The organism is Streptomyces sp. NPDC050549 (genome assembly GCF_040655035.1).
Classification (GTDB): Bacteria; Actinomycetota; Actinomycetes; order Streptomycetales; family Streptomycetaceae; genus Streptomyces.
In genome coordinates this window covers 117102-131416 of the sequence record NZ_JBFAJD010000006.1, presented here as the reverse complement: position 1 = coordinate 131416, position 14315 = coordinate 117102, and the positions used below count along the sequence as shown (strand labels likewise).

Here is a 14315-nt window from a genome sequence, read left to right as displayed (position 1 = left end):
CTCGCTATAACGCCGACGCGGCTCGGCCACTCCGGCCGCCGCCCCGAGCACCCGAGGGAGCACCGCCCATGAAGCTCGCCACCGTGGCCCACGGAGGCCGCACCACGGCCGCAGTCCTGGACGGCGACCGCTGGCGGGCACTGCCGGCCGACGACCTCTCCGCACTGCTGGCGACGACGGCCCCCGAGCGTGTCGCAGGCCTCGCCGGGGTCGAACTGCCGGGCGCCGTCCCGGTGTTGCCGCTGCCGTCGCCGCGCAAGGTCGTCTGCTGCGGACTCAACTACGCCGACCACATCACCGAGATGGGCCGCGACCTGCCCAAGCACCCCACGCTGTTCGCCAAGTTCGCCGACACACTGACCGGCCCGGAGGACGACCTGTCCCTCCCGCGCGGTCTCGACGTCGACTGGGAGGCGGAGCTCGCGGTGGTGGTCGGGGCCGAACTCAGGGGCGCGGACCGGGACGCGGCCGGACGGGCGATCGCCGGATACACGGTCGCCAACGACATCAGCGTGCGGGACTGGCAGAAGCGCACGCTCCAGTGGTTCCAGGGCAAGGCCTGGGACCGCACCACACCGCTGGGCCCGGTGGTGGTCACCCCCGACGAGCTGGACCCGGTCGCGGGGGTCGAGGTGATCTGCCGGGTCAACGGTGTCGAGCGGCAGCGCGGCAACACGCGCACGCTGGTGTTCGACGCGGCCGACCTGCTCGCCTACGTCTCCGCCTTCACGGTGCTGCGTCCCGGCGACCTCGTGCTCACCGGCACTCCCGGTGGCGTGGGGTCCGGCATGATCCCGCCGGTCCGTCTCGCCGACGGCGATCTCGTCGAGACCGAGATCCCGGGCATCGGCACCCTGCGCAACCGTCTCCGTCTCACCGACTCCAGGAGCTGATCATGGAACCCGATTTCTCCAAGTACGTCCTAGAGGGCGACAACTCCTTGTACGCCAACGAGTCCGGCCTGGTCGTACCGGTGGTGACCCGCGCGGGCCTGGAGGTCGGTGACACCGGCCAGTCCGCGGGCGCGAGCCGGATCTCCGGTGTCTCCGTCCAGCACACGCCGGCCACCAAGCTGTGGTTCGGGAAGGTGAGCAACGAGTCGGGTTACCGCTCGGTCCCCCACCACCACGGCGAGGCGGAGACCGGCGGCTACGTCCTATCCGGCCGGGCCCGGATCTACTTCGGCGAACGCTTCGAGGACTACCTCGACCTCTCCGAGGGCGACTGGGTCTTCGTGCCGCCGTTCATGCCGCACGTCGAGTGCAATCTCGACCGCAACAACCCGCTGACCTGGATGACGACCCGCACCCCGGAGAACATCGTGGTCAACCTGGAACAGGTGTCGGACGCCGACCTGCGCGACTGGCTGGACCGGCCGTGACCGACTCCCGAGCCACCGGCGCAGGCGTCCGCTCCGTCCCGACCTCGGCGGTCTTCACCGCCGCGATCGCCCTGACCCCCGCCGAGCCCGAGCACTTCGACCTCGCCTTCACCGCGACCACCCAGCCCTGCCCCTGGCCGAAGGCCTACGGCGGCGACATGGTGGCGCAGGCCGCCGCCGCCGCGATGCGCTCGGTCGAGGGCAAGACGCTGCACTCGATGCACTCCTATTTCCTGCGGCCGGTCGACATCGGCGCCGGGGTCCGCTACGAGGTGGAACTGCTGCGCGACGGCCGCGGCTATGCCACCCGGCAGGTCCGCGGCTTCCAGAACGGCAAGCCCGTCTACACCTGCCTCGCCAACTTCGCCGCAGGCGAGCCGGGGGCGACCTACGCCGCCGAACCCCCGGCAGGCATCCCGCATCCCACCGAACTGCCCAGCTCGGCAACGTACTTGCGCGACACCACCGCTCCCCGGGGCACGATGACCCCCACCTCCGAGGAGTACTGGAGCGGCGGACGCAGCTTCGACATGCGGCACGTACCCGGACCCGTCTACCTCACCGTCGAGGGTGAGCGCGTGCCCCAACAGGCGGTGTGGGTAAGGCCGTTCGACGCGCTGCGCCCAGTCGACGGCCTCACCGGCGAGCAGCGCGACCTCGCCGCGCTCGCCTACGTCTGCGACTACACGATCCTCGAACCCGTCCTGCGCGTCCTGGATCTGCCGTGGGCGCAGCCGGGAGTCGTCACGGCCAGCCTCGACCACTCGATGTGGTTCCACCGGCCGGGCCCCATGGACGAATGGCTCCTCTACGTCCAGGAGGCCGTCGCCGCCGATTCCGGTCGAGGCCTCGGCGTCGGCCGCTTCTTCACCTCCTCCGGTACCCACCTGGCCACCGTCGCCCAGGAAGGCCTGATCCGCAGCTCTTGATTCCCACGCAGCTCCTGATCCCTGCACGGCCCGCCTCCGGCCTGCGGAAAGGAACCTCCCGATGGAACAGCTGGACCAGTTGGACCCGATGGGCCTCTCGCCCTCCGCCTATCCGGACACGTTCGCCCGTGACCACCTCCCGCCGCGCGACCAGTGGCCGGTCCTCGAGTTCACCACCGACGACCTCCAGTACCCCGAGCGCCTCAACGCGGGCACCGAACTCGTCGACGTGCCCACTGCCCGCTTCGGCCCCGCCCGTCCGGCCCTGCGCACTCCGGACGGCGAGGTGTGGACCTACGGCGAACTGCTGCGCCGTACCAACCAGATCGCCCACGTCCTCACCGAGGACCTCGGTCTGGTCCCCGGCAACCGGGTACTCCTGCGCGCCCCCAACAACCCCTGGATCGTGGCGTGCTGGCTCGCCGTCCTCAAGGCCGGCGGCATCGTCGTCACCACCATGGCGGCGCTGCGGGCCCGGGAACTGACCCCGGTCGTGGAGAAGACCCGCCCGGCCGTCGCCCTCGTCGACCACCGGTTCACGGCCGACGTCGAGGCCGTACGCGACACGGTCCTGCCGGACCTCAGGATCGTGGCGTACGGCGGCGACGCACCCCACGACCTGACGCGCCAAGTGGCTTCGAAACCCGGGGAGTTCACGGCCGTCGACACAGCCGCCGACGACGTCGCCCTCTTCGGACCCACCTCGGGCAGCACCGGCGTACCGAAGATCACCACCCACTTCCACCGCGACATCCTGTCGATCGACAACACCTTCGGACGCCACACGCTGCGGCTACGGCCCGACGACCTCGTGTCGTGCACGGCGCCCCTCGCCTTCACCTTCGGGCTCGGCATCCTCGTCGTCTGCGCCCTGCGGGCCGGGGCGTGCGCACTCCTGACGGAAGCGGTCGCGCCGGAGCCGCTGGCCGAGCTGGTAGCCGAGGCGGGGGTCACCGTACTGGCGACCGCGCCGACGGCCTACCGGCAGATCCTCAAGGCCGGGAAGGCGGACCGGCTGCACGGTCTGCGCGCCGCGGTCAGCGCCGGCGAGCACATACCGGAAGAGGTGTGGCAGCAGCTCCACGAGGAGACCGGGCTCAAGGTCATCGACGGCATCGGCGCCACCGAGATGATCCACATCTTCATCTCCGCCGCCGGTGACGACATCCGGCCCGGTTCGACCGGCAGGCCGGTCCCCGGCTACCGCGCCACGATCCTCGACCTGGACGGCGAGGAGGTCGGCCCCGGTGTCGAGGGGCGACTGGCGGTGATCGGCCCGGTCGGCTGCCGCTATCTCGACGACCGGCGCCAGGAGAACTACGTCGTGAACGGCTGGAACGTCACGGGCGACACCTTCGTCCGCGACGAGGACGGCTACTTCTACTACCGCACCCGCACGGACAACATGATCGTCTCCTCCGGCTACAACATCGGCGGTCCCGAGGTCGAGTCCGCGATCAACACCCACCCGGACGTCGTCGAATCGGCCGTGGTCGCCAAGCCCGACCCCGAACGCGGCTCGGTCGTCTGCGCGTTCGTCGTCCTGGCCCAGGGGGTCCTGGGCGACGACGCCAAGGTCAAGGACATCCAGGACCACGTCAAGGCGCAGCTGGCGCCCTACAAGTACCCGCGCGCGGTGCGCTTCTGCGACGCCCTGCCCCGCAACACCAGCGGAAAGCTCCAGCACTTCCTGCTGCGCCGGATCATCGAGAAGGAGAACCAGGCATGAGGATCGCCATCGTGGGCGGCGGGCCGGGCGGGCTGTACCTCGCCGCACTGATGAAGCAGCTCGACCCCGGCCATGGGATCACCGTCTGGGAGCGCAACGCGCCCGACGACACCTTCGGCTTCGGCGTGGTCTTCTCCGACGAGACCCTCGGCGGCATCGAGAACGCGGACACTGTCGTCCACGACTCGATGGAGAGCCGGTTCGCCCGCTGGACCGACATCGACATCGAGTTCGACGGCCACCCCTTCACGGTCGGCGGCCAGGGCTTCGCGGCGATGGCCCGCAAGGACCTGCTGCACATCCTCCAGGAGCGGGCCGCCGAACTCGGCGTCACCGTGCACTACCGCACTCTCGCCCCGGACGTCGACGAACTGCGCAGGTCCTACGATCTCGTGGTCGCGGCGGACGGCATCAACTCGGCGGTGCGCACCAAGTACGCCGACGCCTTCGTCCCCTCCCTGGACCAGCGGACCAACAAGTACATGTGGCTGGGCACCGACCGGGTCTTCGAGGCGTTCCAGTTCCTCGTCAAGCAGACCGAGTTCGGGACCATGCAGATCCACGGCTACCCCTTCTCCGACGGCGGCTCGACCTTCATCGTCGAAATGGCGGAGAACGTGTGGCGCAGGGCGGGTCTCGACTCGACGGAGGGAACGCAGTTCCCGCCCGGTGTCAGCGACGAGGAGTCGGTCGCCCGGATCCGCGAGATCTTCGCCGGTGAGCTCGCCGGGCACAACCTCCTTACGAACAACTCCCGTTGGCTCAATTTCACGACGGTCCGCAACGAGCGCTGGCACCACCACAACGTGGTCCTGCTCGGCGACGCCGCCCACACCGCGCACTTCTCGATCGGTTCCGGCACCAAGCTGGCCATGGAGGACGCCCTCGCGCTCGCCGCATGTCTGCACGAACACCCCACCGTGGACGAGGCGTTGACCGCGTACGAGACCGAGCGCCGCCCGGTGGTGGAGTCCACCCAGCGCGCCGCGCAGGCCTCCCTCGAATGGTTCGAGAACATCGGCCGCTACGCCGACCAGGACCCCGCGCAGTTCTGCTTCAACCTGCTGACCCGCTCCCGCCGGATCACCTTCGACAACCTCAAGGACCGCGACCCGGGCTTCGCCGACCTGATCGAGCGCGGCTTCGCCGAAGCACAGGGTGCGGCGGAGTCCGCCCCGGCGATGTTCCAGCCGTTCAGCATCGGCGGCCTGCGGCTGAAGAACCGGATCGTGGTCTCGCCGATGGACATGTACTCCGCCGTCGACGGAGTGCCGGACGACTTCCACGTCGTCCACCTCGGTTCCAAGGCGCTCGGCGGCGCCGGCCTGGTGATGACCGAGATGGTCTGCGTCTCCCCCGAGGCGCGCATCACGCCGGGCTGCACGGGCCTGTGGAACGACACCCAGCGCGAGGCGTGGACGCGGGTCACGTCCTTCGTCCACGAGCGCAGCACGGCGAAGATCGGCCTCCAACTCGGCCACTCGGGCCGCAAGGGCTCGACCCGCCTCATGTGGGAGGGCATGGACGAGCCCCTCACCGAGGGCAACTGGGAGGTCGTGGGCCCGTCCGCGCTGTCCTACGGCGCCGGCTGCCACGTGCCGCGCGAGATGACCCGGGCCGACATGGACGCCGTGGTCGCCGACTTCGTGTCCGCCGCCCGCCGGGGCGCCGACGCGGGCTTCGACCTGCTGGAGGTGCACGCGGCGCACGGCTACCTCCTCTCCTCCTTCCTCTCCCCCATCGCCAACCGCCGCACCGACGAGTACGGCGGCGACCTCACGAACCGGCTGCGCTTCCCGCTGGAGGTCTTCGACGCCGTACGCAACGCCTTTCCCGCCGATCGCCCGGTGACGGTACGGATCTCCGCCACCGACTGGGCGCCCGACGGGAACACCGAGCACGACGCGGTCGAGATCGCGCGCGCCTTCGTCGCGCACGGCGCGGCAGCCGTCGACGTGTCGTCCGGCCAGGTCACCAAGGACGAGAAGCCGGCGTACGGCCGCTCGTACCAGACCCCGTTCGCCGACCGCGTCCGGCACGAGGTGGCCGCTCCGGCGGGCGCGGCCGTGATCGCCGTAGGAGCGATCTCGTCGTACGACGACGTCAACTCGATCCTGCTCGCCGGGCGCGCCGACCTGTGCGCGCTGGGCCGTACGCATCTGTACAACCCGCAGTGGACGCTTCAGGCCGCCGCCGAGCAGGAGTACCGCGGCCCGGGCGCCGACTGGCCGGCGCAGTTCGCGGCCGGCCGCCGCAAGCCGCCCACCTCACGGACCGACGCCGTGCGTCCGCGCCTAGCGCTGCTGCGCGAGACTCCGCGGGACGCCGTGCACCTGCGGTGGACCCCGGGCAGGACAGCGGAATGAGCGGCCCCTACGGCATCCACCGGGCCCGCGTGGAGTGGATCGACACCGACGCGGCCGGGATCTACCACAACACCACCGTCGTCCGGTTCGCCGAGGCGGCGGAGGCCGAACTGATGCGTGCGTACGACATCCCGGGCTACTTCCCGGTGGCCCCGAGGGTGCGCTACGAGGTGGAGTTCGAGGCGTCGATCCGCTTCGGCGAGGAGGTCGAGACGCGGGTCGAGCTGACCCGCCTCGGCCGGTCCTCGATGACCTTCGGCTTCGAGGTGTGGCGGGGCGCCTCCGGGGACGGGCCGCGCCGACGCGCCGCTCGGGGCAGCTATGTCACCGTGCACGTCCCCGACAAGGAGACGGGTGGCAGTGCCCCGTGGCCGGCGGCCTGGCGTGCTGCGCTGGGCGGGACGGGCGCGTCCGACCTGGCCGAACCGGACGCCCGTACGGCGCACTAAAATAATCCGATCATGACGGCAAGCGATCTCGTTGACGACAGCCCGGGCCAGCCCGCACCACCGCGATCCCTGATCGTGACGGTGTACGGCCTCTACGCGCGCGAGGTCGGCGGCTGGATCAGTGTGAGCGCGCTGATCCGACTCCTCGCCGAACTGGACGTCGACGCCCAGGCGGTCCGTTCCTCCATCTTCCGGCTGAAGCGCCGCGAGATCCTGGTGGCCGAGCGACGGGAGGGCCGCGCGGGCTACGCGCTCTCGCCCTACGCCCGCTCCGTCCTGGAGACCGGTGACCGCCGTATCTTCGAGCGCCACGCGGCCACCGACGACGGATGGGTCATCGCCGTCTTCTCGGTGCCGGAGAGCGAACGGCAGCACCGTCACCAACTCCGTTCCCGGCTGACCTGGTTGGGCTTCGGCACGGTCTCCTCCGGGGTCTGGATCGCCCCCGCCCACGCCCTCGACGACACCCGCGACCACCTCCTGCGCCACGGCCTGGACCAGTACGTCGACCTGTTCCGCGCCGACTATGTGGCCTTCGGCGACCCCGCCGAACAGGTGGGCCGCTGGTGGGACTTGGAGGCGTTGCAGAAGCTCTACGACGATTTCGTCGCGGAGTTCACGCCTATGGCCGGGCGTTGGGCCGGGGTCGGCAGGGGCGCGCTGTCCGGCCAGGAGGCGTTCATCGACTACGTCCACGTCCTGACGGCCTGGCGTCGGCTCCCCTACCTCGATCCGGGTCTGCCCGACACCCTGCTCCCCGCCACCTGGTCGGGCACGACGGCCGCGGACCTCTTCGCCGCACTCCGCAGCACCTTGGCGGAGCCGGCCCACGAGTTCGCCAGAAGCCTGCTGACCGACAGTTCGTGATCCGCTGACACGCGGGACAGCGACCGACCTGCTTCCTGCCCGGTGCCGCCGGCGGGCAACGCCTTCGCGAGCGGCCGGCCGAACGGGGTTCGAAAAAACGGCATGACCGGTCCGGAAAGCCAGCTGCCGCACACCTGTTGACGGAGTTTCAGCCGTCAACCGGCCCGCCACGAGCCCCTCGACGAGTCACGAAGCGCCGTAGACTATACGAACTGGACGGTATTTTTAACGAGTTGAACAGCGCAGCTCCCGCAACGAAAGGCACCGGCCCATGCCAGGACCCAAACAGGACCGGGCGATCCGTACCCGCCGCACCATCCTTGTCGCCGCGGCCAGCGTCTTCGAGGAGCGCGGCTACCAAGCGGCCACGATCAGCGAGATCCTCACCACGGCCAACGTCACCAAGGGCGCCCTGTACTTCCACTTCAAGTCGAAGGAACAGCTCGCCGAGGGCGTCCTGGCCGGCCAGAACGACAACCTCGCCGTCCCCGACCGCGCGTGCAAGACCCAGGAACTCGTCGACACAGCCATGCTCCACGCGTACCACCTGCAGACCGACCCCATGGTCCGGGCCGGCGCCCGGCTCGCTCTCGACCAGCGTGCCGACGGCGTCGACCGCACCGGCCCGTTCCATCACTGGACCACCATCGTCACCGACCTTCTCGACAAGGCCCGCAGCCAGGGCGAGCTGCTCCCGCACGTCAACCCCGTCGAGACGGCCGAGGTCTTCGTCGGCGCCTTCACCGGCATCCAGGCGATGTCCCAGGCGACCACCGCCTACCAGAACCTCCCCCACGCCACCTCAGCCCTCCTGCGCCACACCCTCCCCTCGATCGTGCACTCCTCCGTCCTCACCTCTCTCGACCTCACCCCGCAACGCGCTCTCACCGTCCACGCCGAGACACGGACCGGAACAACCTGATTCCTGACGGCCGTTACTGCCGGTGAGCGGGCCGGCGGGTGGCGAGCGGTTGATCCGGGCCCAACCGTCCAGTACACGGTGGTCACTGGTCATGACGACGCGGTGCTCGTTCGCTCCGAGCCACAGGAGGGTGAAGCGGAGGACGGGCCGGGTCGAAAGGGCGCGCCCAGCGTCGGCTCCGGGCCTTGATCAGCGATCAAAGCAGCCTTCGTTCAGGGCCTGCAAAGTGCCCTTGCCGGTGCGAGCGGCGGGAGCGGCGGGATCGTGCCGCCGCTCCCTGAGGAACATGAGAATTTGTGTGATCCCCGTCCGGCTGGGCAGACGCCGCCGATATGAGCACCCTCCAACGAAGCCCGGTAGACGAGGCCACCGAACAGCGCCCTGACGTGAGACAGGGCTTTGTGTCCGCGCTGCGCGGTGGTGGGCGGGTGGCGGGGCTCGACGGACTGCGGACGGTCGCCGTGCTGCTGGTGATCGTCTACCACGTGGAACCCGACCTGGTGCCCGGTGGCTCGGTCGGCGTGGACGTGTTCTTCACCATCAGCGGGTTCGTCATCACCCGTCTGCTGGTCACCGAGTACGCCCGTACCGGCCGTATCGGGCTGTGGTCGTTCTACCGCCGCCGGTGGCTGCGGCTGATGCCGGCCCTGCTGGTGATGTGCGCGGTGACCGCCGTCGTGTCCGTGACGTTCGCACTGCCGCTGTTCCAAGGGGCGTGGGTGGCGGCGGTGCTGGCCGCGAGTTCGGTCGTCAACCTCGTACGGGCCGGAAGCACCGGGACCTACTCGGACCTCACCGCGCCGCTCAGCCACACCTGGTCGCTGGGAGTGGAGGAGCAGTTCTATCTTGCCTGGCCCCTCCTCCTGCTGGTGCTGCTCCGGCAGGCGAGGGCGCGTGCGGTGCTGGGCTGGGCCGCGGTGCTGTGCGTGCTGCCGGTGCTCTGGCGGACCGTGCTCTGGGATCCCTCGGCGGCACACCGCATCTACAACGGCCCCGACACCCGCGCCGACCAGCTCCTCGTCGGCGCCCTGCTGGCCCTCGTACTGGCCCGGCTGCGCGCCGACGACCCCCGGCTGGCGCTGCTGCGCCGCTGGGCGGGACGGCTGTGCTGCCCCGCGCTCGTGGTGCTGGGGCTGATCGCCTGGCAGATCCCGATCACCGAGGTCAGCGGCTGGAATCCCGTCTGGTACACGGTGGGATTCCTGGTCGCCGCCGTGCTGACGGCCTGCGTGGTGGCCGCGTTGGACCTGTGCCCCGAGTCCTGGCCCACCCGTCTGCTGTCCCTGTCAGCGCCGGTGTGGATCGGTCGCAACCTGAGCTACGGGATGTACCTGTGGCACTACCCCGTCATCCGCTTGCTCCACGACCTCGGTGTGCGCGGCGACCCGTTGCTCCCCGCCGGTCTCGCGGCCACACTCGCCGCGGCCCTCGCCTCCTACGCCCTCGTCGAACGGCCCCTGCTGCGCCGTGACCGGTTCCGTGTACGGCGACTGGAGCCGGTCGGCGTCCCGGGCCGCTCACCGGCTCCGTGACCGGGACCGCGTCCTAGGTGTCGGCCGCCGCGGCAGTCGGCACCTGTGCCTCCTTGCTGCCGAACCGTATGCCCTTGGCCTCCCGGCCCACGGCGCTCAGCAGGATCACCAGGGCCAGGGCGGGCGTCACCGTCCACGCCATCGCGGCCGGATAGCCGTGCCGCTCGGCGAGGGCTTCCTGGATCGGCAGGTTGAGCGCGGCTATGAGGTTGCCGAGCTGGTAGGTGACGCCGGGGTAGAAGCCCCGGATCTGGTCCGGGCTCATCTCGGTCAGGTGGGCGGGGATGACGCCCCAGGCGCCCTGTACGCACAGTTGCATCAGGAAGGAGGAGAGCATCAGCCAGCCCACGGCGGTGGACAGGACGAAGAAGGGCACCACGACCAGGCCGGCGGCTGCCGCGATCATGATCGTGCGACGGCGTCCCAGCCGCTCGGAGTAGGCGCCGAGCACCATGCCGCCGATGATGGCGCCGATGTTGTAGACGACGGCGATGGCGATCGCGGTGTCCGGGGACAGGCCCAGGCCCTTCTTGACGAAGGTGGGGTAGATGTCCTGGGTGCCGTGCGACATCCAGTTGAAGGCGGTCATCAGCGCGACCAGGTAGACGAAGCGCCGCAGTACCGCCGGGTTCTTGAACACCTGGTAGGCGGGCGTGCGGTTGAGCCGGACGCTCTTCTCCCACACCTCGCTCTCCTCCACCCGGGTGCGCACCCACAGCGCCACCAGGGCCGGCACCAGGCTGAAGGCGAACAACCCGCGCCAGCCGAAGGAGGGTTCGATACCGAAGAACGCGACGGCGGCGAGCAGATAGCCCAGCGAATAGCCGCTCTGCAGCAGGCCCGACCAGAAACCGCGCCGGTCGGCGGGGATCTTCTCCATGGCGAGCGCGGCGCCCAGGCCCCATTCGCCGCCCATTCCGATGCCGTACAGCAGGCGAAGCACCAGCAGCACGGCGTAGTTCGGCGCGAAGGCGCAGGCGAATCCGACGAGCGAGTAGAAGACCACGTCGACCATCAGCGGGGTGCGGCGGCCCTTGCGGTCCGCCCACAGGCCGAAGAGCAGGGCGCCGACCGGCCGCATCACCAGGGTTGCCGTGGTGAGGAAGGCCATGTCGGTGAGGGAGACATGGAAGTCGTCGGCGATCTCGCTGTAGACGAGGACGACGAGGAAGTAGTCGAAGGCGTCCATCGCCCAGCCCAGGTAGGCGGCGACGAAGGCGTTGCGCTGATCCTTGGTGAGACCCGCTGCCTGTTCCCGGACGGTCCGCAGCATGCCAGCCCTCCCTTGGTCCGCGGGTCAGGCTAGGTCGGGCAGTTGGGCGGGCAATGCGAGGACCGGTAAAACACCCGCCACAATTAGCCAAAGGGAACGCCTGGTTGGCCCAGTTTGCAGTGAACCGCCCCGAGTCTGACCGCAGTTGGTCTGCCCAGGAGCGGTTCTTCCCCGTGCCGCGCCGACGAAGCGCCGTACGGCGTCAGTTGCCGCTTTGTTCGCTCACGAAACTGTGCTCGCCCGGGCCGAGGCCCGACACCGTGACCGTGCCGTCGGCCAAGGTCACGTCGCGGGTCGACGCCCGCTTCCCGTCCCACAGGGTCCGCCGGCCGACGGAGACGCGGTGCAGGCGCGCGTCACCGGGCAGGGTCACGGAGCCCTGGGTGTGCTTCGGTACCCGGACGGTGAGCCGGAAGACGCGAGCGCTGTTCTCCCACTCGACGCCCAACGGGCCGTTCGGGGTGGGGAGTTGTCCCGTCGCCCAGTCGACACTGCCGGGCCGCGGGCGAACTTCCCACGTGGCGTAACCGGGCGAGGTCGGCCGGGCGCCGAGGAGGTTGTTGGTGAGCGCGGGCAGGACACCCGTTGACCAGCCGTGCGCCATGCTGGTGTACGCGTCCTCGTACAGGGACCCGTTCGGGCCGATGCCCTCCCAGTTGGTGATGCCGGGGTCGTTCTTGTCCATCCAGCCGTACATACGGCGGATCTGGTCGAGCGCGGAGTCGACCTGACCGGTCAGGAAGCGGGCCTCGATCTCCGGGTAGGAGGTGAAGGCGTAGACCCGCTGGGAGGCCTGGTCGAAGATGGTGTCGTTGTCCATGAAGGCGTTGCCGTACGCCCGTTTCGTCGTCGCGTCGAGATGGGCGAGCGCAGCGGTCGCACGGTCCGCGTCGGCGATGCCGGTGACGACGGCGATGGAGTTGCCGTCCTGTGCGTGACGTACCGCGCCCGTCGAGGAATCCAGGTAGGCGCCCGCGTCCGCGTCCCACAGCAGCGAGTTGACGGCCTGCGCGACCTTGTCCGCACGCGAGCTCCAGCGTGTGGCGTCGGCCGTCTGCCCCAGCACACGGGCCAACTGGGCGGCGTTCTGCAGGGCTTGGACGTAGAGCGCGTTGTAGTAGGTGACGCGGCCGGTGCGGCCGAGGAAGGCGTAGTCGCCGTAGCCACCGGTGCCGTTGAGGCCCTTGCTGAGCAGGCCGGCGTCGTCCGTGACGCTGGGATACCAGGTGTCCAGGACCTTCAGCAGCGTGGGGTAGTAGCGGGTCGCGTACTGGCGGTCCCCGCTGTAGAGGACGTAGTCCCAGCTGCAGGTGACCCAGTACAGCGGATAGTCGAAGAGGGGCAGGGTGTAGTTGCCGATGGAGGCGGGCGGTATCCAGCCGTCGGAGCGCTGGTGGTCGGCGAGGTCGGCCAGGACGTTGCGGGCCGCGGCTGCCGCGTCGTCGTGGGTGAGGTAGAGGGTGCGGGCGGAGACGGCGAGGTCACCCACGTACGGGTCGCGGTCGCGCTTGGCGCCGTCCTGGAGGACCAGCTTCCCCTCCAGCGTGGCACTCCAGGCGTTGCGGGGATCGACGTCGTCCTGACGGAAGGTGTCGGTGACGAGTTCGTTGGTGTACGCGGCGCCGTACCAGTAACGATTCAACTCGTCGTCGGAGCACAGGAACCAGCCGCGGTAGGTGCTCGGTGTGCCCACGTATGCGGTGAACTGGAGGGCCACGGAGTCGATTTCGACCGTGCCCCAGGGCTGTGCGGCGGGGCTGTCGGAGACGAGCGCGTCGAGGCTGATCTTGAGGTAGCGGAATCCGTGCAGTCCGTCCGCGAAGACCTTGTCGCCGGCCTGGAAGCCCTTGTGATCGGTCCAGTTGGCGCCCTTCGCGGGTACGGCGAACTGGTCCGTGCCCTGCCCGGCCCCGCCCGCCTGGTCCGAGCGGGTGAAGTCCGAGCGGTCGGTGAGGAATTGGCGGGTCTCGGAGAACGCGACGCGTACACCTGGGGAGTTGGTGGAGGCGGAGGTGAACCTGATCTGCGGATATCCGACCACGACCTTGCCGAAGTCCACTGTGACGCTGGGCACGGGGATCGGCTCGACCGGCGCGGGCCAGACCTCGTTGATCCGGGTGAAGTTGCCGTGCGAGGTGTCCTGTGCGTGGGTCACGGTGATGCGCACGCGATCGGTGCCGACCTGCTCCGTGAACGGAACGGCCCGCTGCACGGCGTCGTTGCCGGTGACCGTCGCGGCGGTGTGCCAGTCGCCGTCGCGCCACACGTCGACGGTGTAGTCGGTCGGTACGCCGTCGCTGTTGGAGATCACCGTGATGCCCTGCAGGGTCGTGACCTGCGGTGCGGTGATGGTCAGGATGTCGGGGAACACCCCGAGGGTGTCGTCGTTCCAGAAGGTGTCAGGGTTTCCGTCGATCGCGTTGGAGGCGTCGTAGGTGCGCGGCTGTCCGTCGTTGCCGTTGTTGCCCGCGTGGGCGGACGAGGCCTCGGCCGTGGTGCCGACGGGCCAGTCGGGCGCCGCCGCGGGCTGCGGGCGCCGCAGGACAGCTCTTGAACCGCCGGGCTTGAGCAGCGCGTTGGGGTTCTTCACGTCTCCGGTCGACGCTACGATCCGCAGCGGCCGGACCGTGCGCGAGGACGGTCCCTGGACGTAGCGGTGCCAGCCGCCGGCGCGGCGCGGCACGCTGCCGGTGAGCGAAGCGGAGGCTTCGGCGGTGGGGAGCGCCTCCGCCGCGGGAAGTCCGGTCGAGAGGGACACTGCGGTGAGTCCGACGGTGCCTGCTGCGGCCAGAGCTGCGCGACGGGATATGCCCTTGTCCGGTGTGCTGTTCGACGCCATGCTGTCCCCTTGTGAGGCAGTGGATTGA

The 14315-nt window shown here is 69.8% G+C and carries 11 protein-coding genes; 9 read left to right on the top strand and 2 right to left on the bottom strand.

What is annotated here, in order from left to right; genetic code table 11:
- Positions 1–68 precede the first annotated feature (68 nt).
- The 9 genes from AB0I51_RS11930 (at position 69) to AB0I51_RS11890 (ending at position 10175) form a co-directional block, all read left to right on the top strand.
- Positions 69–893 (top strand): fumarylacetoacetate hydrolase family protein, encoded by an 825-nt coding sequence (locus AB0I51_RS11930; RefSeq protein WP_362973916.1) that lies wholly within the window; start codon positions 69–71, stop codon positions 891–893.
- Positions 894–895: 2 nt separating this feature from the next.
- On the top strand, positions 896–1381 hold the full coding sequence (locus tag AB0I51_RS11925; RefSeq protein WP_362973914.1) for a cupin domain-containing protein: 486 nt from the start codon (positions 896–898) through the stop codon (positions 1379–1381).
- Positions 1378–2310: an acyl-CoA thioesterase domain-containing protein gene (locus tag AB0I51_RS11920; protein ID WP_362973912.1), complete on the top strand. Its 933-nt coding sequence runs from the start codon at positions 1378–1380 to the stop codon at positions 2308–2310. Before AB0I51_RS11925 ends, AB0I51_RS11920 begins: the two co-directional genes overlap by 4 nt.
- Positions 2311–2398: 88 nt before the next feature.
- Positions 2399–4039: an AMP-binding protein gene (locus tag AB0I51_RS11915; RefSeq protein ID WP_362974199.1), complete on the top strand. Its 1641-nt coding sequence runs from the start codon at positions 2399–2401 to the stop codon at positions 4037–4039.
- The gene (locus tag AB0I51_RS11910) at positions 4036–6405 is read left to right on the top strand and encodes a bifunctional salicylyl-CoA 5-hydroxylase/oxidoreductase (RefSeq protein ID WP_362973910.1); all 2370 of its coding nucleotides are present in this window, start codon (positions 4036–4038) and stop codon (positions 6403–6405) included. Before AB0I51_RS11915 ends, AB0I51_RS11910 begins: the two co-directional genes overlap by 4 nt.
- Positions 6402–6854, top strand: a complete 453-nt coding sequence (locus tag AB0I51_RS11905) for an acyl-CoA thioesterase (protein WP_362973908.1) — start codon at positions 6402–6404, stop codon at positions 6852–6854. The genes AB0I51_RS11910 and AB0I51_RS11905 overlap by 4 nt, the downstream gene beginning before the upstream one ends.
- 12 nt (positions 6855–6866) lie before the next feature.
- Positions 6867–7721, top strand: a complete 855-nt coding sequence (locus tag AB0I51_RS11900; RefSeq protein WP_362973906.1) for a PaaX family transcriptional regulator C-terminal domain-containing protein — start codon at positions 6867–6869, stop codon at positions 7719–7721.
- Between the two features lie 271 nt (positions 7722–7992).
- A complete protein-coding gene (locus AB0I51_RS11895; RefSeq protein ID WP_362973904.1) occupies positions 7993–8643 on the top strand; it encodes a ScbR family autoregulator-binding transcription factor in 651 nt (216 codons plus the stop codon).
- A 386-nt stretch (positions 8644–9029) separates the two neighbouring features.
- Positions 9030–10175 (top strand): acyltransferase, encoded by a 1146-nt coding sequence (locus AB0I51_RS11890; protein ID WP_362973902.1) that lies wholly within the window; start codon positions 9030–9032, stop codon positions 10173–10175.
- A gap of 13 nt (positions 10176–10188) precedes the next feature.
- On the opposite strand, the gene AB0I51_RS11885 is transcribed toward AB0I51_RS11890, so the two are convergent.
- Positions 10189–11448: an MFS transporter gene (locus AB0I51_RS11885; protein ID WP_362973900.1), complete on the bottom strand. Its 1260-nt coding sequence runs from the start codon at positions 11446–11448 to the stop codon at positions 10189–10191.
- A 202-nt stretch (positions 11449–11650) separates the two neighbouring features.
- Positions 11651–14287: an alpha-L-rhamnosidase C-terminal domain-containing protein gene (locus tag AB0I51_RS11880; RefSeq protein ID WP_362973898.1), complete on the bottom strand. Its 2637-nt coding sequence runs from the start codon at positions 14285–14287 to the stop codon at positions 11651–11653.
- Positions 14288–14315 lie beyond the last annotated feature (28 nt).

Coding starts and splice junctions, on each gene's coding strand:
- AB0I51_RS11910 (WP_362973910.1), top strand. CDS start 4,036: ATGAGGATCGCCATCGTGGGCGGCGGGCCGGGCGGGCTGTACCTCGCC.
- AB0I51_RS11925 (WP_362973914.1), top strand. CDS start 896: ATGGAACCCGATTTCTCCAAGTACGTCCTAGAGGGCGACAACTCCTTG.
- AB0I51_RS11930 (WP_362973916.1), top strand. CDS start 69: ATGAAGCTCGCCACCGTGGCCCACGGAGGCCGCACCACGGCCGCAGTC.
- AB0I51_RS11880 (WP_362973898.1), bottom strand. CDS start 14,287: ATGGCGTCGAACAGCACACCGGACAAGGGCATATCCCGTCGCGCAGCT.
- AB0I51_RS11915 (WP_362974199.1), top strand. CDS start 2,399: ATGGGCCTCTCGCCCTCCGCCTATCCGGACACGTTCGCCCGTGACCAC.
- AB0I51_RS11895 (WP_362973904.1), top strand. CDS start 7,993: ATGCCAGGACCCAAACAGGACCGGGCGATCCGTACCCGCCGCACCATC.
- AB0I51_RS11885 (WP_362973900.1), bottom strand. CDS start 11,448: ATGCTGCGGACCGTCCGGGAACAGGCAGCGGGTCTCACCAAGGATCAG.
- AB0I51_RS11900 (WP_362973906.1), top strand. CDS start 6,867: ATGACGGCAAGCGATCTCGTTGACGACAGCCCGGGCCAGCCCGCACCA.
- AB0I51_RS11905 (WP_362973908.1), top strand. CDS start 6,402: ATGAGCGGCCCCTACGGCATCCACCGGGCCCGCGTGGAGTGGATCGAC.